The organism is Kutzneria viridogrisea DSM 43870 (assembly GCF_000525635.1).
Classification (GTDB): Bacteria; Actinomycetota; Actinomycetes; order Mycobacteriales; family Pseudonocardiaceae; genus Kutzneria; species Kutzneria viridogrisea.
In genome coordinates, this window is record NZ_CP007155.1 from 5756079 (window position 1) to 5781722 (window position 25644).

At 65.3% G+C, this 25644-nt stretch carries 21 protein-coding genes; 17 read left to right on the forward strand and 4 right to left on the reverse strand.

All coding sequences use genetic code 11. The annotated features are described in order from the left end of the window. The first annotated feature begins 176 nt into the window (after positions 1-176). The 11 genes from KALB_RS25625 to KALB_RS25675 all read left to right on the forward strand — a co-directional run bounded on the left by KALB_RS25625 (position 177) and on the right by KALB_RS25675 (position 10929). Positions 177-647: a hypothetical protein gene (locus KALB_RS25625; protein ID WP_148309636.1), complete on the forward strand. Its 471-nt coding sequence runs from the start codon at positions 177-179 to the stop codon at positions 645-647. Next, the gene (locus KALB_RS25630; protein WP_025358566.1) at positions 644-1492 is read left to right on the forward strand and encodes an SAM-dependent methyltransferase; all 849 of its coding nucleotides are present in this window, start codon (positions 644-646) and stop codon (positions 1490-1492) included. The genes KALB_RS25625 and KALB_RS25630 overlap by 4 nt, the downstream gene beginning before the upstream one ends. A 22-nt stretch (positions 1493-1514) precedes the next feature. Continuing rightward, a complete protein-coding gene (locus tag KALB_RS25635; RefSeq protein ID WP_025358567.1) occupies positions 1515-2651 on the forward strand; it encodes a hypothetical protein in 1137 nt (378 codons plus the stop codon). Continuing rightward, positions 2648-3061 carry an NUDIX hydrolase gene (locus tag KALB_RS25640; protein WP_025358568.1) on the forward strand — a complete coding sequence of 138 codons (414 nt, stop codon included), beginning with the start codon at positions 2648-2650 and terminating at the stop codon, positions 3059-3061. Before KALB_RS25635 ends, KALB_RS25640 begins: the two co-directional genes overlap by 4 nt. A 35-nt stretch (positions 3062-3096) precedes the next feature. Continuing rightward, positions 3097-3504 carry a hypothetical protein gene (locus KALB_RS25645; protein ID WP_025358569.1) on the forward strand — a complete coding sequence of 136 codons (408 nt, stop codon included), beginning with the start codon at positions 3097-3099 and terminating at the stop codon, positions 3502-3504. Positions 3505-3602: 98 nt separating this feature from the next. Beyond that, complete coding sequence (locus tag KALB_RS25650) at positions 3603-4379, forward strand: ESX secretion-associated protein EspG (protein ID WP_025358570.1); 777 nt, start codon at positions 3603-3605, stop codon at positions 4377-4379. A 31-nt stretch (positions 4380-4410) separates the two neighbouring features. Beyond that, the gene (locus KALB_RS25655; RefSeq protein ID WP_025358571.1) at positions 4411-4818 is read left to right on the forward strand and encodes a hypothetical protein; all 408 of its coding nucleotides are present in this window, start codon (positions 4411-4413) and stop codon (positions 4816-4818) included. A 10-nt stretch (positions 4819-4828) separates the two neighbouring features. Next, on the forward strand, positions 4829-5425 hold the full coding sequence (locus KALB_RS25660) for a DUF3558 domain-containing protein (RefSeq protein ID WP_025358572.1): 597 nt from the start codon (positions 4829-4831) through the stop codon (positions 5423-5425). Positions 5426-5438: 13 nt separating this feature from the next. Continuing rightward, positions 5439-6677 carry a PPE domain-containing protein gene (locus KALB_RS25665; RefSeq protein ID WP_025358573.1) on the forward strand — a complete coding sequence of 413 codons (1239 nt, stop codon included), beginning with the start codon at positions 5439-5441 and terminating at the stop codon, positions 6675-6677. 83 nt (positions 6678-6760) lie between these two features. Beyond that, positions 6761-10651, forward strand: coding sequence for an HYD1 signature containing ADP-ribosyltransferase family protein (locus tag KALB_RS25670; RefSeq protein ID WP_025358574.1), 3891 nt, complete (start codon positions 6761-6763; stop codon positions 10649-10651). Next, complete coding sequence (locus KALB_RS25675) at positions 10651-10929, forward strand: DUF6881 domain-containing protein (RefSeq protein WP_236650012.1); 279 nt, start codon at positions 10651-10653, stop codon at positions 10927-10929. Before KALB_RS25670 ends, KALB_RS25675 begins: the two co-directional genes overlap by 1 nt. Positions 10930-12209: 1280 nt before the next feature. Here KALB_RS25675 and KALB_RS45620 read toward each other — a convergent pair. After that, positions 12210-15200: an AfsR/SARP family transcriptional regulator gene (locus KALB_RS45620; protein ID WP_148309637.1), complete on the reverse strand. Its 2991-nt coding sequence runs from the start codon at positions 15198-15200 to the stop codon at positions 12210-12212. A gap of 424 nt (positions 15201-15624) precedes the next feature. On the opposite strand from KALB_RS45620, the gene KALB_RS25680 reads away from it, so the two are divergent. Together KALB_RS25680 and KALB_RS25685 are read left to right on the forward strand one after the other, a co-directional pair. Next, positions 15625-16914, forward strand: a complete 1290-nt coding sequence (locus KALB_RS25680; protein WP_025358576.1) for a nucleotide sugar dehydrogenase — start codon at positions 15625-15627, stop codon at positions 16912-16914. A gap of 10 nt (positions 16915-16924) precedes the next feature. Continuing rightward, positions 16925-18139, forward strand: coding sequence for a hypothetical protein (locus KALB_RS25685; protein ID WP_025358577.1), 1215 nt, complete (start codon positions 16925-16927; stop codon positions 18137-18139). A gap of 503 nt (positions 18140-18642) precedes the next feature. Here KALB_RS25685 and KALB_RS44900 read toward each other — a convergent pair. The 3 genes from KALB_RS44900 to KALB_RS49910 form a co-directional block, all read right to left on the reverse strand. Then, on the reverse strand, positions 18643-20730 hold the full coding sequence (locus KALB_RS44900) for an ATP-binding protein (RefSeq protein ID WP_158510807.1): 2088 nt from the start codon (positions 20728-20730) through the stop codon (positions 18643-18645). Between the two features lie 637 nt (positions 20731-21367). Next, positions 21368-21568 (reverse strand): hypothetical protein, encoded by a 201-nt coding sequence (locus tag KALB_RS25695; RefSeq protein ID WP_025358579.1) that lies wholly within the window; start codon positions 21566-21568, stop codon positions 21368-21370. A gap of 338 nt (positions 21569-21906) precedes the next feature. After that, the gene (locus tag KALB_RS49910; protein ID WP_081789496.1) at positions 21907-22797 is read right to left on the reverse strand and encodes a helix-turn-helix domain-containing protein; all 891 of its coding nucleotides are present in this window, start codon (positions 22795-22797) and stop codon (positions 21907-21909) included. 91 nt (positions 22798-22888) lie between these two features. Here KALB_RS49910 and KALB_RS25705 point away from each other — a divergent pair, with 91 nt between their 5' ends. The 4 genes from KALB_RS25705 to KALB_RS25715 all read left to right on the forward strand — a co-directional run bounded on the left by KALB_RS25705 (position 22889) and on the right by KALB_RS25715 (position 25632). Continuing rightward, positions 22889-23899: a glycoside hydrolase family 113 protein gene (locus KALB_RS25705; RefSeq protein WP_025358581.1), complete on the forward strand. Its 1011-nt coding sequence runs from the start codon at positions 22889-22891 to the stop codon at positions 23897-23899. Positions 23900-24155: 256 nt separating this feature from the next. Continuing rightward, positions 24156-24665 (forward strand): transposase, encoded by a 510-nt coding sequence (locus KALB_RS50240; RefSeq protein ID WP_081789497.1) that lies wholly within the window; start codon positions 24156-24158, stop codon positions 24663-24665. Positions 24666-24859: 194 nt separating this feature from the next. Further along, complete coding sequence (locus KALB_RS25710) at positions 24860-25174, forward strand: hypothetical protein (protein WP_148309638.1); 315 nt, start codon at positions 24860-24862, stop codon at positions 25172-25174. Between the two features lie 50 nt (positions 25175-25224). After that, on the forward strand, positions 25225-25632 hold the full coding sequence (locus KALB_RS25715; protein ID WP_268872277.1) for an EVE domain-containing protein: 408 nt from the start codon (positions 25225-25227) through the stop codon (positions 25630-25632). The last annotated feature ends 12 nt before the right edge of the window (positions 25633-25644 follow it).

Sequence of the window (25644 nt, forward strand, 5' to 3'; positions counted from 1 at the left end):
GTCCAGCACGGCATCCGGTGTCGGGCAGACGGCGAGGCATCCACCCCTGGTTGGTTTCGCTGCTATCCCCGGCCTGGCCCGGATGCCGCCCCAGCAGCAGCCGAACCAGGAAGCGGGCAACACGACCATGGCCAGGAAGTCGTTGAGCGATGCGCTCGGACAGGGGCGCTGACACCATGGTGCGCCACTCCCACACCGCCCGCAGCCAGCACCTGCTCGACGAGTTGCAGTCCCTCCTGCGCCACCTCGAACACCACGAGCCCGATACCGAAGACCGGGACGTGTTGCTGCGTCTGGCCGGGTTCGCTCAGGCCCTCCTGGTGCGACACGAGATCGACCAGGACGGCCGCTGCCAGGCATGCCGCCCCCGACGTCCCGGCTGGACCAACTGGCTCCGTCGCCGGCGTTCCGCGCCATGCCTGGTACACAGCCTGGCGGTCTACTACTGCACCGGACCGCTCGATGAGGTGTGGTGGCAGGTCCTCGCCCAACTCGGCGATCACCGCAACCCCGCTGAGGTCCGACGCTGGCTTGCCCGCCCGCAGTCCAGCGGCGAATCCGCGCTGCCGCAGCAGCGCAGTGTCGAGCCTGCGCAAGGTCGGCATGCGGTGGTGGACCAGCCTGCCTGCTCGGGCAGCGCGTCGTGAACGGCACGCCAATCGAGCCGGGCAGCGACGTCAGTTGGGCGCACGACCCGCACTGGCGACCGGCCGGGGTGGATCTCACGAGGGCCAGTGCGGCGCGGATGTATGACTACTACCTCGGCGGCGCGCACAACTTCGCCGTGGACCGGCAACGCGCTGAGGAGGTCCTAGCCGTGCTGCCGCAGGCGCGGGTCTTTGCCCGGCAGAACCGGGCGTTCCTGCGGCGCGCGGTACGGCACATGGTCGCAAGCGGGATCCGGCAGTTCCTCGACCTGGGAGCTGGGCTGCCGTCGGCGGGCAACGTGCACCAGATCGCCCAGGCCCTCGACCCCGAGTGCAGGGTGGTCTACGTCGACAACGAACTCACCGCCGTCGCCCACAACCGCCTGCTGCTGACCGGCAACCCCCACGCGGTATGCGTGCAGGCCGACATCACCACCCCCTCCACTGTCCTGGAGCACCCGGTCACCCGGCGACTGCTCGACTTCGACCACCCGGTCGGGATGCTGCTGTGCGCGGTACTGCACTTCGTACCCGACACCAGGGACCCAGCCGGGGTGGTGGCGGCCTACCGGCGGGTGCTGGCCGCGGGCAGCATGCTGGCGCTGTCCCACGCCACCGCCACCGACTACCCCGACCAACTCGCCGGGGTCGTGCGGACCTATCAGGCCACGCAGAATTCCGCACATCTGCGTACCCGCGCCCAGGTCACCGGGCTGGTGGCCTGTTTCGAGCACCTGCTGTGGCCAGGCGTGGTCTACACGCCCGAATGGCGGCCTGAGCACTTCGCCGACATCGGCACCCCCGCCGAGTCGCTGAGCTACGCCCTCGTCGCCACCTGCATCTGATCAGGCAACTCGGAGAACCATCATGCCCAACCGCACCTCGTTGATCCGTCGCCTAGCCGCACTGCGCAGCAGCTACACCGGCGAGACCGACTCCAGCGTCCTGCCCGCCATCGCCGAGGGCACCAGCGCCCTGTCTTCGGAGGAGCGGGCCGTGGTGCTGCGGGCCCTCGCGCACAACCACGCAGCCCGCCTGCTCGGGGAGAACACCCTGGACCCGGTCCCCACGCGGATCCGCAACCACCTGCTGCCCGAGGCCACCAGCCCGGCGCAACGCGACCTGGAGGCGGCGATCCTCTTCGCGGCCGGTCGCGCACACGCCCACCTACGGCAGCGCGTACCCGGAGAGGCGGGGGTATTCCGGATGGTCCGGCCGCAGCCGGACAAACTCATTCTGCACCTGACCCCGGCCGCGCTGCCGGTCCTGCTACTGGAACTACTCCCGCGTACCGCGGAGGGCCAGTTCACCGGGGTACCGGGGCTACACGCACAACTGCACCGACGGCACGTCCAACTAGTCCAGAACCACGCCCCGAAAACCTCGGTGCTCATCGCCGCGGTCTCCTACCGACAGTGGCTGGCCGCCACCGCGTTCGTCCAGCACGTCACCGGCCTACCCACCCACACCTTCTGCTCCCGCGAAGCCGAGCCACGACCACTCTGCGACCACGAGACCACCGCCCTAGCCAGGCACCGCGGAGAGGTACCTCCGGAGCTGGCCGCGCTGACCAGCAGCCTGTTGCGCCGCCAGGCGGTGTGCGCCGGGACCACCGGCGCCCAGGCCACCGCCCTCGGAGACCGAACCGTGCAGGTGCGGTGGACCGGGGGCCACTCACCCGCGCTGGCAGCCGCGCTGTTCCTGCTGCACCCGGTCATGGGCCTGCCCGGCGACCAGTTCCTCATCCAGCCGACCCACCACGACCAGGTCCACATCCACATCGGCCAGCACGCTGAGGACCCCGGCCTCGTCCTCGACCTGAGCAGGGACACCACAGCGGAACGCCGAACCACGGGACACGACCACAGCGCGGCCTGGGCAATCTGGGCGGCCAAGTTGGCCAAGGCAAGCGGAGCCGGCGAGCTCGTCGGCTGCCGTCCCGCCACCCCGCGACTGGCAGCGCCTCCACAGCAGCAGGCGGCCAAGGCCGGAGCGGCGTCATGACCGCAGCCGGTGGCTCGCGAGTGTCGGTGGTCGCCCTGACCTGCCGCCCCACCGACGGCCACTACCTCACCCTGCCCACTGAGCACGCACTCGTGTTCCCCGGCGGCCCGGTGAACCTCGGCGAATCCGTCGAACGGGCGCTGCGACGGATTCTGCACGACCAACTCGCCACTTGGGCGCGGACGATGGACTTCTGTGCGGTCCTCGAACACGCCACGGCGGAGGCCAGCGTCGAGTTGGTGTTCGTCTTCGACGTCACCCTGACCCGTGCGAGTGACCGGATCGTGCGGTGGGTTGGCCACGAGTGGCTGCGCCTGCTGGAGGTGCACCCCGTCTGCCTGCGCGACGCCCTGGCTACCGAGGCGCTCATCAGGCGCGCGTGGATAACCACCATCCCCGACGCTGACTGACGGCGCGTACAGATCACACCGGAAGGACACGTGCCATGCGATTCGGTCACCAGCTCGCGGTTCACCTGCTGGATGGTGCGCCGTCGGTGGTGGTCCTCGGACTCACCGAGGACCATCACCGAGCATTCCTCAGATTAGGCTCGCCAGAGACGTTCACGGTCAGCCTGGACGTGTCCGGAATCGCGGAACTGGTCACTGCCGTTCTCAGCGGCCACGTCATGTACGTGCCGGTCCGGCATGCTGTGCACGGAGACCGGCTGCTTGGCGTGCACCCGCATCCCGGCGCGGTCGCGGTGCCGGAGGAGGCGGACTGCGGGCCACGGCAGCTGTACCTGGAACTGCCCGGCAAGCTGATTTATGAGGTTGTGCTCGACCCGCTGACCGCGACCCGCTTGGTGCGGTACCTGGACGAGGCGTGGCGACTGATCGACGCCGCCGGCTGACCGCCCCCGTCTCCCCCGGTTTCCACGTTCTGCTTCCGCACTGTGACTGATCCGCTACCCTCGGGTGGGTTGGGCACATCAGCGGGGACGGGGGTCTCGTGGCAGTCATCAAGCTGGACTACGCCGAGCTCGGGGTGGCGTGGCAGCGATCCCGTCTCCCCGCGCTCCCAGCGATCCTGACCTGGCGCAACCACACCCAGCCACCCACCGACCCACAGCACGCCCTGGAACAGGCCGAGGCGCGGCTGCGGGCTCGGAGCCTACTCGACCGCCACCTGGACGACGACCTCTACGGGGCCCTCACTCTGATCGCGCACGCCTCGTTCGAGCTGGACTTGCGGTACGCCCCGGCCCCTGGGCGCGAGCTGCGGGCCTGCGTCACCGCACGCGCTGGTCACGCCGTCCGTTTCTTGGTTGACGGTGACCAGGTTCGGATCGACACCATCCCCGACCACGCCGTCACCAGCTCATTGCTCGGCCTGCTGCCTGCCGTGCCGCCCGCGCCGGGCCACACGGTGAGCCTGCCCACCGCCGAACTGGAGGCCGCGGTGACCGAAGCCTCGGCCCTCGGCGAGGTAGCGGACGCTGCGGTAGAGGCAGGGTTGCGGGCGCGGGGCATCCGCTCGGATGTCGCCCGGACCCTGACCGTGCTGGCTGGGTCACCACGGACTGGCTACGGGACCTTCGGCGCGGCTGTCCGGGACAGCGCGGGCGTGCGGCGTCGCGGCCAGCAGCCGGTGAAGGTCCTCGACACCGACCGGGGTCGGGTCGCGATGTATCCGCGCAGCGAATACACGGTGGTGGCGCCGGCCAGCACGCCACTGCTGGGGCGGGTGCTGGACGAGTTGGTCGACGGACTGCGCCACGAGCGATGACCACCACCAGTTTCGAGGAGGGCGACCGACGGTGACCGAGGGCTTCCGCACGCCGGACACCTTGGCTGTGGGACATGAGAAGGCGGTACTGGCCACCTGGGCCAGCGACGGCAAGGGCGGGTTCACCTCTGGCCAGCTCATGGTTGAACCGGACCGGTTGCCGACGGTCAAGGCGACGTTCCTGCAGGCCAAGGACCGCTTCCGGGAGATGCTGTCGACCGCACAGAACCTGCGCTACCTCAATGCCCCTGGTGACGACGAGGTCAGCAAGCAGGCCGTGGACAACCTCGCCAAGCTCGCGGGTGGTGGCGAGGGCTGTCTGACCAAGACCCTCAACGACTGCATGGCCCGCTGCGACGAGATGATCGCGAACGTGGACAAGTCGATGCAGCTGTACAAGGTGGCCGACACCAGCGCCGAGATCAAGTTCAAGAGCTGACGACCAGGACGTGAACGCGACTGTGAACTCCGTGATGCACCGGATCCTGCAGACAGGTACCTGCCTGCTGCTCGCTGCCGCCGTGGTGGCGTGCTCGCCGCAGACCACCAGCACGCCCACCCCGACGCCGACCAGCACCAGCTCCTCCGCCAGCGACAGCGCGGTGCCAAAGGTGGCCTCCCCGAAGAAGCTCACGGGCGTCCCTGCCTGTCAGCTGTTGACCACGCAGCAACTGCAGACCCTAGGCGCGGCGACGAACCCGAAGACCGGGAAGTCCCCATGGGGCGAGGGCAGTTGCGAGTGGAACACCGCTGAGGTGGCGATCCACCTGTCTCCTGATACCACCACCGGCAAGGGCTTGGCCCAGACCTACAGCTCGAAGTCCAAGTTCGACAGCTTCCAGCCCACCACGGTCGCCGGCTACCCCTCGGTGCAGGTGGACAAGCAGGACATCTCCTGCGGCCTGTTCGTCGGGGTCTCCGACACTCAAGTGCTCTCGCTGACCGTGTTCATCGACGGCAAGGGCAACCCCGACTACCACAACCCCTGCGCGTTCGCGCCCAAGGTCGCCACCGCAGTGCTGGCCAACCTTCCCGCCGGGCAGTAGGAGGACAGCACGGATGTGGCCGTTCAGCACCGAGGTGGCCGGCGAGGCGCACGCCGCGTTCGACCACAAGACGATCTACGACCAGGTCCACCACGGCAACGGGCCCAGCAGCCTGTCCGGCGCCGTCGGCAGCTGGCAGGACGACATCAGCACCAAGTTCGATGAGATCCACGGATTGATCACCACCGGGCTAAGCCAAGCGCACGCGGCCTGGCAGAGCTCGGCCGCCGATGCTTTCCACGGTGACGTGACGCCGATGGCACAGTTCGTCTTGGACGCCAAGCAGATCGCGCACACGGTCGGCAAGGTCCACGAGGACCAGGTCACGCACTTCACCGATGTACGGGACAAGATGCCCGCCCCGGTCGAGGTCACCGCCAGCGACGACTGGCTCTCCCGCGGGTTGGCGCACATCACCGGCGACAAGACCGACAAGGAAATCCAAGAACAGCAGGCGATGGACGCCTCGGACAACGCCGCCCGCATCTACTCGGACTATCGCACCAGCACGACCAGCACGACCAGCAACGTCACCGTGTTCCCGGTGGTGCCGCAGAGCAACGGCATCGACACCATCCCACCCGAACAACCCGGCGACCCCCTGCCCCACCATCCTGGCGACCCCGGTCCACTCGGTCCCGGCGGCGGACCCCGGACACCACACGACACTGACCAGCGTGGCCTTGTCGACCGGTCCCCGGGACAGCTGCCACCAGGCGGGACAAAGCTGCAGGATGCCCCACCGTCCACGCCGACACCGGGCCCGAACCCGCCGATCTGGAACCGGCCGCCTCTCCCACCACCCCCTCCGCCGATCGGCACGCCGCCGCCGGTGATCGTGCCGCCGCCGGGAGTGCCGATCGGCGACCGGGACCAGCCACCAGGATCCGGCCGTGGCCCCGGCGGATCAGGCCGCGGACCAGCTGGTGTCAGCGGTGGCGCGGGTGGATCGGGCACCAGCGGGCGGGCAGGCTCAGGCAGTGGCCCGCGGCCTGGTGGTCCTGGCAGCGGGGCCGGGCTCGGAGAACTGGAGGAACGCGGCCTCGCAGGGCGTACAGCGGCTGGGGCGCCGGGGCGTGCGGGCGCGGCTGGTGGCCCAGGTGTGGGCGGTCCTGCGGGTCGCGGGAAGGGTAGTAAGGGTGAGGAGGACCTGGAGCACACCAACAAGTTCCTCGAGCCCACCGACGAGCACTGGGGCACCGGAGAGAAGACAGTCCCGCCCGTGATTGGCGAACCCGGCTACCAGCCCTGACCCCGTCACCACTGACTCGCCGCAGCAGCGATCACCGCGACCAGTCAGTGGGTGCTCTGACCTCGGCCTGATGGAGACCCGCCGTGAGCAAGATCAACATCTATCCTGAGCACATGCGCCGTTCCGGCGGCAAGTTGGCTGACTTCGGTGGCAAGCTCACCGCAGGCGGGCAGAAGCTGGAGTCGGCGGGGCAGAACCTCCTCTCCCACGCCTCCAGGGACAGCTCCGGGTTCGGCAGCGTGATCAGCAAGGCCTTCGGCAAAGGCCTACAGATCACCGGCAAAGTCTTCGGCCAGGGCGGCCGGGTCGTGGGCACCGCGGGCAAGCACCTGCACACCACCGCCAACCTCCACGAGGACGCCGACCACCACGGCGCCGGACTACTCAAACGTCTACACCCCGACACCAAAACCGGCAGCGGCCACAGCGGTACCAGCTCACGGAGCAGTCGGGGCAGCACAGGGACCCGTACCGCCTCGGCACGCGGGCACTTGGGGAACAACCCGCGCCAGCACGCCATCCCCAACGGCAAGAAGTGCACCGGCGGCGACCCTGTGGACCTGGCCACCGGCGATGTCCTGCTCACCGAGACCGACCTGGAGCTGCCGGGCGCGCTGCCGCTGGTGTTGAGCAGGACCCACTTGTCCTCCTACCGGGTGGGGCGCCTGTTCGGGTCCTCGTGGGCGTCCACCCTGGACCAACGGCTGGAGATCGACGAACACGGCGTGGTGTTCGTCGCCGCCGACGGCATGCTGCTGTCCTACCCGAACCCGGTAGACGAGGACGCGGCACTACCGGTGGAGGGCCCGCGCTGGCCGCTGCGACGGACCGAGCACGGCTACCAGGTCCACGACCCCGGAACCGGGCACACCCTGCACTTCACCGGCGGCACAGCCGTGCTGGCGTTGACCGCGATCACCGACCGCGCCGCCAACCGCATCGACATCGACCACGACCTCGCCGGCATCCCGGTCCGGGTGCGGCACTCCGGCGGCTACCAGATCGGCCTCCACTCCGACGACGGGCTGATCACCGAGCTGGTCGTGCCGGGCGAGACCGATACGGTGGTGCACCGGTTCGGCTACGACGCCCAGCGGCGCCTGGTCGAGATCGTCAACGGCTCCGGCCTGGCGCTGCGGCTGGACTACGACGCCGAAGGCCGATTAACGAGGTGGACCGACCGCAACGACCGGTCCTACCAGTACACCTACGACGCCGCCGGGCGCTGCGTGCGGGGCGAGAGCCCGGACGGGTTCCTGAGCTACACCTTCGACTACGACCGGGAGAACCTGGTCACCACCGCGACCGACTCCCTCGGGCACGCCACCCGCTACCACCTCAACGACGCGCTGCAGATCACGGCGATCACCGACCCGTTAGGCGGTCAGACCCGCTCGGAGTTCGACGCCTACGACCGGCTGCTCGCCCGCACCGACCCGCTCGGTCGGACAACCCTGTATGAGTACACCGAGGCTGGCGACCTCGCCCGGATCACCCGCCCGGACGGCACCCAGGTCCTCGCCGAGTACAACGAGCTGCACCTGCCGACCGTCATCGTCGACCCGGACGGCGCGATATGGCGCCGCGCGTACAACACGCAGGGCGCCGTGATCGCGGCGACCGATCCCGCCGGCGCGACGACGCGCTTCACCTACGATGACCGCCACCACCTGACCACGATCACCGACCCGCTGGGCGCCACGACCCACTACACCTGCGACGCGGCTGGTCTGCCCGTCCAGGTGGCCGATCCGCGCGGCGCCGTCACCGGCTACGAGCGGGATGGCTGGGGCCGGATCACCGCGATCCACGACCCGGTCGGCGGCACCACCCGCCTGTCCTGGACCCTCGAGGGCTATCTCGCCGCCCGGATCCTGCCCGACGGCGCCACCGACCGGTGGAGCTACGACGGGGAGGGCAACCCGGTTGAGCACCACGCCCCGCATGGTGCGATCACCCGCACCGAGTACGGCCCCTTCGACCGACCGCTGGCACGCGTGGACCCCGCCGGGGGCCGCACCCTGTTCGACTACGACACCGAACTACGCCTAATCCAGGTCACCGACCCAGCCGGACTGGTGTGGCGCTACGACTACGACCCTGCGGGCAACCTGATCGGGCAGACCGACGTCAACGGCGCCACCGTGCAGTTCACGTGGGACGCCGCGGGGCAGCTCACCACGCGCCGCAACAGCCTGGACCAGGTCACCACGCTGGACTACGACCTGCTGGGCCGCATTGTCCGATGCCAGACCGAGGAGGAGGCGAGTACCTTCGTCTTCGACGCGGCCGACCGGCTGGTGCGGGCCACCAATGCCAGCACCGACCTGGTCCTCGAACGGGACCCGTTGGGTCGGGTCATCGCCGAGACCTGCAACGGCCGCACCCTACGCAGCCACTTCGACCCGGCCGGCCGCCGGGTGCAGCGGATCACGCCCAGCGGCACGATCTCGCAATGGGACTTCGACCCGGCAGGCAACCCCGCCGCCGTGCAGGTCGCGGGACAGACGCTGCGGTTTGAGCACGACCTCGCAGGCCGGGAGACCACGCGCCACTTCGGCGTCACCGCCCTGACCCAGACCTGGGATGCCAACCACCGCCTGCACACCCAAGCCCTCACCGCGACAACCCCGATCGCCGACCGGCAGCGCCTGGTCCAGCGCCGCGCCTACACCTACCGCGTCGACAGCGCCGTCACCCACGTCATCGACCAACTCGCCGGCGTGCGCTCCTTCGAACTCGACGACCTCGGCCGCGCCACCGCCGTCCACGCCCTGGGGCACCGCGAGGAATACCGGTACGACCCGAGCGGCAACATCACCGACAGCCGACTGCCCCACCCTGACGAACCCCACGTGGCCGGTCCCCGCCAGCACCAGGGCACGCTGATTCGCAGCGTGGGCGGTGTCCGCTTCGAGCACGACGCGCAGGGCAGGCTCACCGCGCGGCACTCGCGCACCTTGTCCGGCAAGGCCGTGCTTTGGCGCTACCACTGGGATAGCCAGGACCGGCTCGTCGCGGTCACCGACCCGAACCAGACCACCTGGCGCTACACCTACGACGCGCTGGGCCGCCGCGTCGCCAAGCACCGCCTCACCTCGGAAGGGCGTATCGCCGAGCAGACCGTATTCACCTGGGACGGGTTGACCCTAGCCGAACAAGCTGATCCCCGCGGGCGCGCCACCAGCTGGGACTACCGGCCCGGCACCACGACCCCACTCACCCAGGCCGAACGCCTCCCTGCCGCCAGTGCCCCGCAGGAATGGATCGACGACCAGTTCTACGCCATCATCACGGACCTGGTGGGTACCCCCACCGAACTCGTCGACGCCAACGGCGAGCTGGCGTGGCGCCAGACAAGCACCCACTGGGGCGTGGCGCTGCCCGCACCGCTGCAGCGAACGCACTGCCCACTGCGGTTCCCTGGCCAGTACCACGACGCCGAGTCCGGGCAGAACTACAACTACTTCCGGCACTACAACCCTACCGACGCCACCTACACCAGCCCGGACCCGATCGGGTTGCACGGTGGCCCGAACCCGCACAGCTACGTGCCCAACCCGACCGGGTGGATCGACCCGCTCGGACTGAAGTCCTGCCAGACCAACAACCCGCTGCAGCGACCGGACCCACCGCGGCGCACGCTGTACCACTACACCACCGAGGACCGGGCGAAGAAGATCCTCGACAGCAACGAACTGTGGGCCTCGACAAAGGAACACAACCCGAAGGACGCCCGCTACGGCGACGGCCAATACCTGTCCGACATCGCACCGGGAACCAAGACTGGTGGCCAACTCTCGGCCGCGTTCCTGCACGTTCCCTGGGCGGGGCGCAAGTTCAGCCACTTCGTCGAGATCGACGTCACCGGACTGGATGTCTACCAGGTGAAGGACAGGCCCAACGTGTTCTACATTCCCGGGGACAAGCCGCTGAACCTGCACGGCCGAATCGTGCGGATAGGACGGAACTGATGGTGTGGTACCTGCGTGTCGACTGGCAACACGACTTCCCCGACGAACCGCTGACCCTGTACAGCGAGGTCGGTGACGACGACTACGAGACCCGCAAGGTCAACGTCTTCCCCGACGGACACCTGGAGTGGGCTGACGCCGAGCACGAGAGCGCCCACACCGGACTGGGTGAGATCCCGGTGCCTCCGCTCACGGAGATCAACAAGCAGGAGGAGTTCACCGCACAGCAGATCGACCGCGACACATTCGAGACACTGTGGACGCAAGCGACCGCGTGAACAGCAGTGTGGTGCCATTGACATGTCTACGCCGGAGGCAAGGGCCGCCGCCCAGTGTCGCAGCGCCCCACTTCGGCGGCTGGGCTCCTCCAGCCAGGAGGACCTCCTGGCCGAGCGTCCCCCTAGGAGGCAATAACCTGGGCCAAACGGTGCCTATGACCTGAAGTGAGAAGTCCTTGTCCTCCAACGAGGTTCTGCGACTACTCGTCACGTGGGACACGTTCATGCTGACTCTACGGATGAATGACGGCTTCGACCAGGAATCCTACACTGCCCTCACCGATGCTCTGCGGGACCTGGCCACAGCCTGGGACGGCCTGGAGGAGTTGCCGCAGCTGGCCGTCAACGTTTTGGTCGACATCGTCCCCATTACCGAAGGACTGGCCCACAGCTACCCCGAGCCGGTGTCGGCCAGATCAGCCAGACCACCTTCGAACTTCAGGAACTCGTCACCGAATGCGTCGCTCTCAGCGACACCGACCAGGCCATCATCGACGCCCTCCCGCCCTACGGCACCTGAACACCAAACTCGACGAGGCCGTACTGCGGCGCCGGTTGGATGACCACACAGACACCCCCGCAGCCTCAACGACGAAGTATCCCTGTCGGCCTGACTCTCGCGGTCTTACGTCAGAGATGTCGCTGGAGCAACATCAGCTCTGTCAGGACGGGCCATTCACCGTGACGGCGGGCAGTAGCGGCGTATAGTCATGGAGTCCGCTGTGGTAGTGCAGGAGCCTCGGGCATCAGAACCTGAAAAATCCTGAAACAAGAAGTCCAGGCACCAACGAGCAACGACTGTCGTTGCTCGTTGGTGCCGACTAAACCACTCTACACCCGCACACCTTCGCCAGGCTGCGCAACTACAGGACTACCCTCGTGCGTAATGTCACACTTCCTCATCCAGATCATGGAGGTAGGACCCGCTTCGCTGCTCATCCATATCATCGTCGCAGGCAGGGCTTGGACGACATGCGCTTGATCCACAGCTGACAGAACGGCGTGGTTCATGGTACCGTAATCGGAATAGGCCGAGGACGCATGCCAAAGCAGGCCGAGACCGAGTGCAACACCGGCCAGGGTTTTGCAAGTACTGATGGTAATCCTCCATAGCTGGCGATCGCGCCCGCCTTGAGCATGATCAACAGCAGTTGTACCCTGTTATGCGTGCGACGTCAAGCGACCTTCGAGAGCCAGCGCTTACCACCTGACCGGGTGCGAATGTTCTTCACGTCGGGACGCTTGAATACTCAAAATAGATCGGTCCACACGCGCATCGGCTAACGATCCGAATATTTTCCCACTCTGCTGGAACGCAGGTGGAACGACCCCGGATCCTCGGTAGGCGCCCCGGCCTGCTCAGGTGGAACCGCAGGCAGTGATGCCGCCGTCTCGGCGAGTTGCACACGAACCGAGCTCGCTTGAGGATCACCAAGGTCTTCGAACACCGCCAGGGCTCTCCGCCATGCTTGAACAGCTCCCTCACGTTCTCCTTGGGTGTATAGCGCGTGTCCAAGGAGCTCGTAAGCGGTAGCTTCACCTCGAGCGTCTCGGACCTCCACACAGAGATCGAGCGCTTTCCTTGCATATCGTTCTGCCTCAACAAATTGCCGCTCGTGGCAACTTATTTGAGACAAAGTCATGCACGCCTTGGCGGATAGATCAGCACCATTCAGCCGCTCACTAATAGCGAGCCCACGCTTACAATATCCTTTGGCTGCCGTCAAGTCGCCCTGCTCCGCGTAGGCAGCACCCAGTTCAGCCAGGCTGAATGCCTGACCTCGGTCGTCCGAGAGTCGCTCAGCGTGCCAAAGCGCATCTCGAGAAAATGAAATCGCTTCAGCCAAGTTGTGCGCACGCCGGTATGCCTCACCCAGCCGATAGAGGGCGATCACCTCTTGCCCCTTTGCGCCAATACTCCGCAGGTCCCTCAATACAGTCAGGTGAGACTCGATACCGCGCTTGTACTCTCCACGCTCCACTTGCAGGCGTGCCAGATGGTGCGTAGCTATCACACTACCGAGCATTAGGCCGATTTCGTCGAATTTTTGTTTGGCCACTTTCAAATATGACTCAGCGAGATCAAAATGACGCAGGTTGAGGTACGCAACACCAAGGTTATTGATCGAATATGCTTCACCCAGCGCATCTTTGGTAATCCGCGCAGAGTGGATAGCAAGATTCAGAGAATCGAGTATGTCACCATAATACCCAAGGCGCAGGTAAATCTCACCGACACAACTGGGCAATGGAAGTGCGTATGCGTAATAGCCATGATCAACTGCATAGCGAACCACCGCACTAAGGTTTGCCCGCTCTCGAACAAACCAGTTTGTCGCATCCTCGTAGTTTCCGAATTTCTCGGGCATTACAGCCTCAACCACTGAAAGCATTGGCACAGGCTGGCCATGGGGAAAGATTGCGAGGTCGGCATTACTTGCGGTATGTAGATAAAAGCTCAGCATCCGTTCCTCACCGGCAAGGCGTTCCGCTTCATGCGCAGGCGACCCTGCGAGCTCCACCGCATATTCACGCAACAGATCATGAAATCGGTAGCGATCTCGAGATTTGACCTGAGTTACCAGGTGTGCACTTAGGAGAATATCCAGCGAACGTTGCACTATCTTTGGTGCACGAGCTGCTATAGCAGCTGCGACAGCGAGGCTGATCTCGGAACCTGGATGAATGCCGAGTAATCTAAATAGTCGCCGCTCTTCTACTTCGAGCTTCTGATACGAGTAGGAAAGACTTGCCCGGATACTCGCGTCTGGCCCATCGCCATCGTCACCAAGATTGAGCACAGCACGCTCGTCGCGCAACTCTTCAACGAAATCTGCCAGTGGCACGTCTGGGTGACCAGCGATGTGTTCACCCACGACACGAAGAGAGAGCGCGTTTCCGCCACACAGAGCTGCTATATCACGAACCGACTCTGGGTCAGCAAGCGAACGTTGCCCCACCCGTTGCGATAGCCACTCTATGGATTCCCGCGGTTGAAGCGGTAGTACAGTGAGACTAGACGCGCCTCGTCGAGCAAGTTTGCTAAGCCGCTGACGACTCGTCACGAGAACGAGACAGGTGGATAGACACTCGAGTAGCGATTGAACGTGCCGAGAATCTTCGGCGTTGTCGAGTATAACGAGTACGCGCCGGCCAGATAGTAGGTTTGCCAGCTTCGACGATCTCGCCATAGCAGTCGGTAGACGTTCAACGGGAAAATCGAAGGCGGCGAGAAAACGTTCCACAACGTCCGATGACTCTACTCGAGGTAGGTCAGCAAACCCTTGCAAATCGACATACAGCCGTCCCCCGGGAAAGCGTTCAGCAACGTGGTGAGCCCAGTGAGTCGCTACCGCTGTTTTTCCCACTCCCGGCGGGCCCTCCAAGACAATGATCTGAGGGATAGGTTCCCCGGTGGATGCGGTAACCATAGCGTCAAGTGCGCGCAGTAGATCTTCACGACCAGCGAAGTCCGGAATGTCATGAGGCAGGAGGTGGGGAGTTTGAGGCGCCAAGTCGGTCCGTTCGGACACCTTACCTCTCGTGGTGGTGTTGCGCTTTTTCTCCCGCTCGATCAATATACCGTGGAATCGGGTTAACTCATCAGCCTCGTCGTGATCAAACTCGGATACATAGAATTTGCGCATCTTCAAGTAGAAGGTCTTGGCGTCTTTGGGCCTGCGGAGACGATAGAGTGCATCTAGTCGCCGCTTCACCAATGTGAGGTTGACCTGATATTCGACAGGAAGGTCATCTAATTTGCGCAGTGCGACATCGAACTCACCTAGGGCAAGTAGCCCGTACGTTAGCGCCCCTTGTGCGGAGATCCATGGCTCCGATCGAGCCCATATTCGCCAGTTTTCGGCCCTCTCACCTTGCAGATCAGCCAGTGGTCGCTCCGTCCACAACGCAAGTGCAGCTTCGACCATCTGGCACGCGTCCGCGTGATTCCCGCGTCGACCGATCACTCTTGCTTGCTCCACGCGATCACGGAACACAAAAAAGTCGACATCCTGTTTATCAACGGCGATCCGATAGGCGCCGTTCACGACGTCGATCTTGGGTACCATATTCATCGGGCGAAGCGCTTCTCGGATCCGTTTGATATATGTGTGCATGGTAGTTGCCGGATCCCGTGGAGCCTTAGCTTCCGGCCACACCCAATCGATCAGTTCATCGATCGACACCAGACGTCCCGGATGCAACAGCAATACAGCGAGGACCCCACGTAACTTCGGATGCCCCCACTGAGTCACGACCTCTTCGCCCATGCGAAGGCCCGTGTTTCCCAAGATCGTGAAGCACGGTTCCACTGGCGCCCCCCTCGCTGGCTCCAGTATGCGGACAGCGGGTCCTCGTAGTGTCCTCTGGTCTAGCGAACAGATCAAGAGACATGAGATTTTTGGATCGTTGCAATGCAAATCATAGGTAGAACATGCGGTCGACTTAGTTGGCACAGTCTGGTTGTCCCTCGGAGCGACAGGTGTCTGTCCCAGGGCTGTGCTACCTCTCTGGTCTGGCTGTCAATACGGGAAGCCGGTACAGAACAAACGGGCATAGGCCCGTCGCCGCTGTCGTGCTGAGCTGCAGTTTCAGCAGTCTCGTCCGGCGGTGTCAGCGGGTTGACCATGTTGGCTTCGCACCCTTGCCAGGCGGGTCCGGGAGGTACCCGGCCAGTGTTGGCGAGGGGATTCGATGGAGACTTTCGATGTTGCAGTCATAGGCCTGGGGTTCACGGGCCTGCCGGTGGCCGTTGCTGCTGCTGAGGCGGGTTACCTGGTGATGGGAGTGGATAGCTCGCCTCAGCGGGTGGCTGACGTTACGCGCGGCACCATCGCTAGCAAGCTACCCACGGTGGCCGAGCACGATCTTCGCGCGGTTTTGGCGACTGGCCGACTTCGTGTACAGGAGAGCGCCAGTAGGCTTCCAGCCGCTGGCGTCTTCGTCCTGTGTGTCCCCACACCACCAGGGAGCTTTGGGGGCGCCGATCTCGCACCGCTACGCCAGGCGACAGACGCAGTGGCGGCCTGTCTCCGTACAGGGAACTTGGTCCTGGTCCAGAGCACGTGTCCGCCGGGCGTCGTCAACCAGGTGGTCGTCCCACAACTCCTCGAGCGCACTGGTCTGCGGCCGGGCGTGGACTTCCATCTCGCGCACTCGCCCGTGCGGATTGATCCCGGGGTCGCCTTGTCGCCTCTGCGGTCTCTGCCACGCGTCGTGGGAGGCCTCACTCCAGCCTGCACTGAGAGGGCGGCGTGCTTTCTCCGCAGGCTGACAGACCACGTCATCCCGGTCAGCAGCGTCCAGGCAGCCGAGCTGGTCAAGGTCTTCGAAAACACGTTCCGGCTGGTCAACATCTCCTTGGTCAACGAGCTGGCGATGCTGTGCCAGGCGACTGGTGTCGCCGCCGAGGAAGTCCTGGAGGCGGCGAGTAGCAAACCGTTCGGCTTCCTGCGCCACAACCCGAGTGCCGGGGCTGGTGGCGACTGTGTCCCCGTGTCAGCTGGATTCTTAGCTTCAGCAGCGCAGCGCCAGGGCACCCCTGCTGCATTGATAGAGGCAGCCATTGCGCGGAACAACGCCATGCCTGCAACGACGATCCGCTTCATCGAAGACCTGCTGGCAGTGAACGGCATGCGCTCATTGCGCGGTAGCCGGATCCTCGTGGCGGGTGTCACCTACAAGCCGGACGTGCCCAACATCAGGCAGTCGGCAGCAGTCAAAGTGCTCGAACTGCTACATCACACGGCCTACGTCAGCTACCACGATCCGTACGTGCCAGCCCTCGTACTCAGCGATGGCACCAACTTGCGTAGCCAAAACCTCCAACCCGGCGCCGCCGACCTCATCGTGCTGCTCACCAACCATCAGGTTGTGGCCGCCAGCTCGCTGATGCGCTGCCGGGCGCCGGTAGTCGACTGCTCCGCAGGTCTGCCGCGCCTCCTTGCCTGTGGTCAGCCCGTCACCGACGACACAGCCTGCTGAGGAGCGGATCATGCACATCGAACGCTGGATCCGCGGCCCCATCGGCATGGATGCCGATCGACGAGTCACCCGGGCCGGTTGCCACACCGTACTTGTCACTGTTCCCACTGTGGCCGCTGGCACCAGGTTGTTGGACCTGCTCATGCTTCTGGAAGGCGATCATCGATTGCAGGTCCTGTTCACCGTCCCAGAAGCTACGGGCTCCTGGCAGGGCACCACAGAGTACGTCCGCGACCTGGGCCCAGTGTTGGTGCCTTGGCAGCAAGCAACGCAGCATCACTTCGACCTTGTACTTGCGGCGAGCTACGCAGAGCTCGAGCAGGTGCACGGCCGGGTACTCGTCGTGCCGCATGGGGCGAGCAGCCTGATGTCTCGGCGATTCAGTCGCAGCGCCGGCTCATCGGCGCTGCCACACACTGGGCTAGCCCGCGAGACCTTGACCCACCGCGGGCGCCTGATCCCCTCTGTCGTCGCGCTTACCCACGACAAGGAGCTCGAAGCACTAAGCCGATCCTGTCCAGAGGCACTGCCCAATGCCCTAGTCGTGGGCGACATATGCTTTGACCGCATGATGGCCAGCCAACCGATCCGCGATCGCTACCGGCAGGCGCTGGGAGTGTGCCACGGCCAACACCTGATCACGGTTAGCTCCACGTGGTCCACCGAGTCAGCCTTCGGCCAGCACCCGCTGCTCTGCGAAGCATTGCTGGCGCAGTTGCCTCGCTCGGAGTACCGCGTGGCGCTCGTGCTGCATCCCAGTGTTTGGGCAGTTCACGGTCGGTGGCAGATCCGGACCTGGCTAGCAAGCTGCATCCGGGCCGGGCTCCTCGTGGTCCCGCCCGAGCAGGGCTGGCAGGCCGCGATGGTGGCAAGCGACTGGGTAATCGGCGATCACGGCTCCACTACCCAGTACGCCGCAGCTCTCGGCACGCCGGTGCTCCTTGCCAGCTACCCGCAGCACTCCGTGCGCCCGGGCAGCATCGCGGCCGCGGTCGCTGCACTCGCCCCAACGCTCGACATCGACAAACCGGTGATCTCCCAACTAGATCGCGCTATGGAGGTCTGCGGTATCAGAAGCGGCACCATCGCCGAACTGATCACCTCCCGGCCAGCTCAGTCAGCCCGACTCCTACGTACGGCGATGTACCGGCTGCTCAACCTGGCCGAGCCAGCTCATCAAGCGGTAGCGCCACCCGTTGCCTCTCCTTGCCCAATTCGACTCTGAACGTCAAGCGCCACGGAGGACAGCGATGCAGGACACTTCCCAACGGCTGGAGGTACGTGCCCAGTTGCGACACACGAACGCGTTCGTCAGAGGTAGCAACGAGGCCGGGGTTCATTGTGTGACGTGGTGGCCAGATGCCGGCTGGCCGGACACGTTCTTGTTGGTGCACACCGAACTCGCCGATGTCCGCTGGCACCAACTCGGTGACGTCCTCATCCATCCGCCGCAACTAACCTTCGAGGCTGCCGAAGAAGTCGTCACTGTTAGTCGGCGTCAGCTTAGTGGACACAGTCTCACGGCCGCCGTGGTCGAAGGACGCGGATGCTTGCTGCGGCGGCGTGACGGTCGTCAGAGGTTCATTACCTCCGACGACGCGATCCCAGACGCGGTGCGGCGATGGTGCGTGCTCGAATATATTTCCATGCTACTCGTAGCTCCCCCTTCCTGCGTCCATCCAGGAGCTGCCGACTCGTACAGAAAACCCGATCGAGGCGTCGGCAGCGTCACGCCTTAGGAAGGCGCGCTAGTCGCTCGGCGAGATCGGCAGCCTTCGGGTCCTCCTGTGGCGAATACACGGCGTGTGCCTTCGAGTAGTACGTGCGAGCTGCGGAGAGGTCGCCAGTCAACTCGGCGACCTCTCCGAGCACTGTGATGACCTCGGCCTGGTAGCGGGCTGACCCCACCTGCCGTGTGATCTCAAGGGCCTCAGCTAGCTCAGCTTGCGCATCGCGGATGCGGCCACAGCGCGCGTACGCCTGACCAAGGCTGGTTAAAGCACGTGCTTTCTGCGCCTTATCCAGCGGCCCCAACATCGCCACTGCTGTGCGCAACTCAGTTATCGCCTCCTCATACTGTCCGAGTTCGGCGAGCACCTCCCCGATCCGCCGTCGAGCCAGCGCCACTGCACGAATTGAGCCGGTCTCCTCACGCATCTTCTTAGCTTGATACAGATATGCGAGGGCGCCGCGCAGATCTCCCATTCCCTGCGCATTACCGGCGAGCTCTGACAGCGCGGCGGCCTTGGTCTCTTCATCGTGCTCCTGTTCAGCCAGTTGCATAGCGAGGAGGTTCTCTTGAATCGCATCCTCGTGTCGCCGTAGATTGGTCAAGGCTGAGGCAAGTTGGATCCGAAGCCGCGCCTCGGCAATCCTGTGGCCGCAGCGCTGAGCAGCGGGAATGCCTATTCGGTGCAGCTCCAGCCAGTCACTGTAGTGCCGCGTGTGAAGGAAAAATCCCCATAGCGCCTCACACAGCTCCCATACCAATTGGTCCCAGCCGTGGGCAGCGGCCGACCGAGCAGCTAGGACAACGTTGCTACGCTCGTCCTCCAGCCAGTGCAGCGCCTCCTGCTCAACGGTAAACAACCTCGAACCCGCGGCAGGACGGTGGAAGCGCGGACCGACTCTGCGCCGTGTCGGACGAAGCACCAGGTCAGCAGCGACCACCATGTCCAGGTACCACTCGATCATCCTGCGCACTACAGCGTCGCGTACCTGTGGCAGCTCTTCCAAGTTCGCCTGCTGCCGCGCATGTATGAGCAGCAAGTCGTGGTATCGGAAACGACGATCATTGATCTCGCTGAGCATGTTTCTGTCAACCAACGCGTCCAGAGCTGGCTCTACCTCATCCGCCGCTCGTTGCACAGCTCCAGCTGCGACGTCCACGCCGAACACCGAACCCGGGTGCAGGGCGCATAACCGGTACAGCTGCGCCTCCATTGGCGGCAAATCCTTATAGGACGCGTCGAAGACAACTTCCACTGAATAGTCGTCATCGAGAGACAATGTGGACAGTCTGTCACTGCCGCGCAGGACGTCAACCTCACGAGCCAGCGTGCGTCTAGGGTGAGCTGACAGACGCGCCCCCACTACCGACAACGCCATTGGCATACCCCCACACAGGTGCGCCAATTCCTCAGCGTGCCTGCGCTCACCAGTCAGACGGCCATCACCGACCACTTCATCCAGCAACTCCACAGATTCTGCAACATCCATGGGATCGAGTTCAATGAAACGCGCTCCCACCATTCTCAATCCTGTTAATCGCCAACGGCTGGTGACCACAACAACACTCTTGGGCGACGCCAGCAGCAGCGGCCGCACCTGAGCAGCCGACAACACATCATCGAGCAATACGGCTACCGATCGATCTGCCGTAAGCGATCGATATAGCGCTTCACGTTGCGACAGCGGCAACGGAATGCGGTCGACGGGAACACCCAATGCTGAGAGGAACCACTCAAGGACTTCACTCGGGTCGACCGGGTTTGTGCCGGAAAACGCCCCAAGATTCGCATAAAGCTGGCCATCAGGGAAGTGCCGGCGCGCTTCATGCAGCCATCGCAGCGCCAAGGTCGTCTTGCCCACACCGCCTGCACCGCTGATCACCATCGTCGATGGACCACCGTGGTCCTGCACACGCCACGTTTCCAAGTCCGCCAACTCGCGGCGCCTGCTCGTGAAGAGGCGAGGCGGTGGTGGCAACTGTGCGGGGATGACGGGGCGTCGTCCAGCACCGTGGATGTGGAGCTGATCGACCTGGGCCGCTTGCACGACAGCCCCTTCAACAGTGCCCGAGAAGTCGTTGTGCACATTGGGATGAGGAGATCTCTCACCTGTACCGCCGTGCATGTCCCGTCCCCGTGTCGCAGGTGTCTGTGCAGCCGCACAGAGCGGTCAGTACGCCCGTACCACTGACGTTAGGAGCAGGTCCGCGGCATGTCTCGGAAGAGCCTTCAGATGGAGCAGTGCCGAACAGCACGGCTTACCCTGAGCGCATCCTGCTCCCCTAAATGGGTGCGTGAACGACGGTGCAGATGCAGTGATCGCAGGCACAGTCACCCCGCCAAGCAGTACGACCGGGCCGACCTGCCTGCTGCGGACCATCTGGATGGCCTGGATCCGCAGGTCTCATCGCAGAGGTAACGGCAGTGACGAGCCACACCGGGTGAACCACCGCCCGGGTCATAGTCTCGATCTCGAGATGATCTTTCAACCACTCCGCAAACATGTCGGCATCCTTGTCCGCGAGCACGTCGATCGGCTGGTGTATAGCCAGATTGATCAAGACAGCGCCGTAGGTCTGTCCGCTCCTGATCGAGGCGACGACTCGTAACCGACCCCGCCCAGCGATCTACCCGCCGCTTGAAAGTGAAAGCGAAGCCGATGTCGACGACACCGACTCAGTGTCCACACCATGTTGCCCGCACAAGCATGTCTACTTAGCCGGCTACAGCAGACCGTGTTCGTGCAGCTTGATCAGCACGACGCCCACCGCGCCGACGCTGAGCCCACCTGGGGCGAGGTACTTGAGCACCTTGAGCGCGTCCGCACGCTGCTTGGCCTCGCGCGCGCAGCTGGCGACCAGGGCAGCGACGCCGACGACCACCGCAAAGAAGGCGGCGTAGCCGCCGATCAGCACGTCCCGCATGGAGCGGATCCCTTCAACCCGAATGGCAGGTGTGAAGGGGGAAGCTCGGTGGTTACCGGAACAGAACTTGGTGTGTGCACCACAAGCGGAAAGCTCCTTCCTCCATTCTCGCATGCCGATCGCCGACACCGCACTCCACGCGCATCTAGCGTGTTGGTGGTCGACTGGACTGTGCTGCGGCTGCGTACGGACAGCCGCACGGTGGCGGTGTGCCAGGCCTGCTCTTCCGGCAACCTAGGTGGTCACTGCCCGCCACCGGGGTGTGCTCAGCAGCTCGCCAGCCAACGCGTGCGCTCAGAGGGGCAGAGCAGCGGCACCCTGGCGGGGCTTGGCGGGGTTCATCGCGTGGTCGTTGTGCGGGTTGTCCGGGTGCGCTTGGGTCCGGTGCCCGGGGTGGCGCGTGCGTGTTTTTCGGCGGCGCGGAGGATGTCCTTGCCGAGTTGTTCGAGGAACTGGCCGGCGGTGGCAAGCCGGGTTCCGACAGCGGTCTCGGCGCCGAAGATGTCGGCGCCGTGCAGCACGGTGGTGGCGAGTCGCTGATTGGCACGGACACCGACCACCACGGAGCGGACGCCCGCATTCTCGTCGAGGAAGTACCGGTGGCGCCGGCTGTGGCTGTCGCGGCCGCGGCGGATCAGTCCATGCTGGTGCAGCAGGGCGACCGCGTGCGAGATGGTCGCCGCGCTGACCCGCAGGTGCCGCGCCAGCTCGACGGCCGTGTGGCTGCCGGTCTCGGAAGTGAACAGGCAGGCCATCACGCCGGCGGCGGTGCGCGGCATGCCGGTCTCGATGAGAGCCGCGGTCAGTTCGGTGACGAACGCGGTTGCCGCGTCGGGATCGGGGCCGACGTGCTCGCGGAACTCCCGCGTAACGGGCGGGCGCGGCCGACGCCGGGCGCGGTGGGTGGTCGCGAGCTGCGCCAACTCCGCGCGGTAGCGGCCCGGCCCACCGTTGCGCGCGACCTCGCGGCTCACCGTCGAGGTGGGACGGCCAAGGCTGCGGGCGATGTCGGCGTAATCCAGGTCCTGCGCCAACCCCTCGGCGATCCGTTGCCGGTCAGCGCTGGTCAGCCTGCGTCCTGGCATCCGGCCGGCTCCTCCGTTCCGGTTGTGATGCGGCCAGTGTGCGTGCCGCTCCTCGATCTTTGCAACACGCTGCCGCTCGCGTGCATTAGCCCGCAGCGTCATTGCAATGATCATTGCGGAGATGAGCTGCGCAAACAGCGCCAATCAGGGGTGGTCTCGTTGACCGGAGTTTCGCCTCCCTCCTAATGTTCCGGGCCGGCGAGGACAGCCGTCCATCACACGTGTGGGGTATCCGATGAGAGCTCAAGGCATCACGTACGACACCGGCTTCACCCCTGGCGGGCGGTGTTCGCGGCCCGTTTTCGACCCCGAGGCGGTGCGACGGGAGATCCACGTCATCGCCGAAGACCTGCACTGCGACGCGGTGCGGATCACCGGCGGTGACCCCGAGCGGCTGGCCGTCGCGGCACGGTACGCCGCCGACGCCGGGCTGGAGGTCTGGTTCTCCCCGTTCCCCTGCGAACTGCCCGCCGCAGAGCTGTTGCCGTACTTCACCGACTGCGCGGACCGCGCCGAGGAGGTGGGAGCGGAGGTGTTCGTCACCGGCTGCGAGCTGAGCCTGTTCACCCCCGGTTTCTTCCCGGGACACAACAGCCTCGCCAGGATCGACACCCTGGTGGGCGGCGCCCCCGAGGCATTGGCCACGGTCGCCGAGGTGCCCGCGAAGCTGGACCCCTTGCTGGCCGACATCGCGGCCGCGGTGCGCACCCGGTTCCGCGGCAAGATCACCTACGCCTCCGGAATATGGGAACAGATCGACTGGACGCCCTTCGACATCGTCAGCGCTGACGCCTACGGCGATCCCGGCGACGCCTTCCGTCAGGGCCTGCGGGAGTATTTCCGGCACGGAAAGCCGCTCGCGGCGACCGAGTTCGGCTGCTGCACCTACCGGGGCGCCGCCGAGCGCGGCGGCATGGGCTGGCTGGATGTCGTCGATCACGACGCCGATCCGCCCCACGTCAACGGAAATTACGTCCGCGACGAGGACGAACAGGCCCGCCACCTGCGCGAGATGATCGCGGTCTTCGATGAGGAAGGTGTGGACACCGCCTTCTGGTTCACCTTCGCCGGCTACGAATACCCGCATCACGCCGACCCGCGCTTCGACCTCGACCTGGCCTCCTACGGGGTCTGCAAGCTGATGCCCGACGGCAGCCTCGCCCCCAAGCGGTCCTTCCACGCCATGGCCAGGGCATACCAATCAAGCCAATCAAGCCCCGTACAGCCACCCGGCCGACAGCCGTGATCGGGGCGAGAACATGCATGCTGTCAGGTACCGGAGGCCAGGTGCCGTAGTCGGCGGGTCGCGCGGTGTCGGTCCATCCGCCCGGCACGCAGATTGAGCAGGGGTCCTCCACCGACTGGTTCGAAGAGGGGCCGCCAGACCTTCGGCCGCCTGCTCACCCGGTTCGTCGACGGTCCGACCACAAGCCCGGAGCAACGCGCTCATCGGCTACCGTGCGTTCGCTGCGGCTGCCACGTGCCGCGCAGCCGCCGGCCGAATGCCACCAACCCGCGGCGCAGGGTGGTGCCGCGGGCGGCGTGTCGTGTGTTCATGGACGCGTTCGCGGGCCCACCATCGCCTGTTTGTGACGATCCCTCAGCTTCTGAAGTCGTTGCGGCGCTTGCTGGACGCGTTCCGGCCATGTTTCACCACCGTCACCGTCACCACGTTCCTCGCGCTGACCACCGGGGTGATCGCCGCTCCAGCCCGACGGACCGTGTGCGGCATGCTCACCGCCGCCCGCATGGCCGGGGTGTGGCACCACAGTCGTGCGCACCGGTTCTTCGCCACCGCCCGCTGGAGCCTGGACCACCTCGGCCTGACCATGGCCGGGTTGATAGTCGGCTGGCTCACCCCTGCTTGTCGCTGTCGACGACAGCCTGTTCCGGCGCAGCGGCCACCACGTCGACGGCGCGTTCCGGGCCCACGACGGCTCCAGACACGTCGCCGCCGGCCAACCGAAGCTCTCACGTGGCAGCACGTTCGTGATCGCGGCCCTCGTAGTTGAGCTGCCGGTTATGAATCGCCCGATCGCCCTGCCGGTGTTGTTCCGGCTGGGGCGGTCGGGCGGGCCTCTACGAGCTTCACCCCGACACCGCCCAGGCGCGGCAATTGCGGCGGCGGGGCCGCCCCCGCGTCCGCGGCGAGCGGATCGGCACCCCGGCCGAGCTAGCCGCGGCAACTCCCGGCGTGCCAACCACGGTGACCCGCTACGGTCGGACTAGCACGGCCACCGTCCATGAACGCCGTTGCCTGTGGTACGGCGTGTTCCAAGGCCAACCGATCCGCGTGCTCGCCGTGCGCGAACCCCGCAGGCCCAGCTTCGCATTGGTCACCACCGACCTCACCACACCAACAGCGCAGATCATCGAACGCTACCTGGCACGCTGGGCCATCGAAGTCGCCTTCGCCGACCCAAACACATCACCGGAGCAGGAGAAGCCCACAACCGCTCCCGACGAGCTGACGAGCGCACTGCACTGTTCGTCATGCTCGTCCAAACCTGGGGTGTACTAAGGATCTTGGACAGGGACTCCTGATCCGAGATCCTTAGTACACCCCACTGGATCTCCGGGGATGGCGCGGGCGCTTACGGTCTGGGCACGGTGACCTCAGCCGCGTACCCGACTACCGAGTACGACTCCTACTGGACCACCCGCCCCGAGCAGAAGACGGCCATCGGTATCCGGTTCGACCGCTACCTGTTCGACGCGCCGATCACCAGGCAATCCCTGAAAAGCCATCCCGTACTCGAGAACGCCGTGGTCATGCGCATGCCTGGGTACGGCGCCGTGATCCCGCTGCAGCCCGAGGAGTGGCAGGCGATCTGCGCACTCGCCGAGTACCGCGGACAGAACACACTCCCAGGTCAGCGGGAGCCCGTGGTCTCCTCACGCCCGCTGGGTGCCGCGCCCGCCGAGAGCACCACGGGCGTTCGGTCAGGGCCACGCCCGATCACCTTTCCCGAGGCCTGACTCCTCAAGGAC

What these genes read in the sequence shown, in the direction of transcription:
- KALB_RS25625 (WP_148309636.1), top strand. Translation starts at nt 177, where the DNA reads ATGGTGCGCCACTCCCACACCGCCCGCAGCCAGCACCTGCTCGACGAG.
- KALB_RS25635 (WP_025358567.1), top strand. Translation starts at nt 1,515, where the DNA reads ATGCCCAACCGCACCTCGTTGATCCGTCGCCTAGCCGCACTGCGCAGC.
- KALB_RS25640 (WP_025358568.1), top strand. Translation starts at nt 2,648, where the DNA reads ATGACCGCAGCCGGTGGCTCGCGAGTGTCGGTGGTCGCCCTGACCTGC.
- KALB_RS25645 (WP_025358569.1), top strand. Translation starts at nt 3,097, where the DNA reads ATGCGATTCGGTCACCAGCTCGCGGTTCACCTGCTGGATGGTGCGCCG.
- KALB_RS25665 (WP_025358573.1), top strand. Translation starts at nt 5,439, where the DNA reads ATGTGGCCGTTCAGCACCGAGGTGGCCGGCGAGGCGCACGCCGCGTTC.
- KALB_RS25675 (WP_236650012.1), top strand. Translation starts at nt 10,651, where the DNA reads ATGGTGTGGTACCTGCGTGTCGACTGGCAACACGACTTCCCCGACGAA.
- KALB_RS45620 (WP_148309637.1), bottom strand. Translation starts at nt 15,200, where the DNA reads ATGGGCGAAGAGGTCGTGACTCAGTGGGGGCATCCGAAGTTACGTGGG.
- KALB_RS25680 (WP_025358576.1), top strand. Translation starts at nt 15,625, where the DNA reads ATGGAGACTTTCGATGTTGCAGTCATAGGCCTGGGGTTCACGGGCCTG.
- KALB_RS25685 (WP_025358577.1), top strand. Translation starts at nt 16,925, where the DNA reads ATGCACATCGAACGCTGGATCCGCGGCCCCATCGGCATGGATGCCGAT.
- KALB_RS25695 (WP_025358579.1), bottom strand. Translation starts at nt 21,568, where the DNA reads ATGCGGGACGTGCTGATCGGCGGCTACGCCGCCTTCTTTGCGGTGGTC.
- KALB_RS25705 (WP_025358581.1), top strand. Translation starts at nt 22,889, where the DNA reads ATGAGAGCTCAAGGCATCACGTACGACACCGGCTTCACCCCTGGCGGG.
- KALB_RS50240 (WP_081789497.1), top strand. Translation starts at nt 24,156, where the DNA reads ATGCCACCAACCCGCGGCGCAGGGTGGTGCCGCGGGCGGCGTGTCGTG.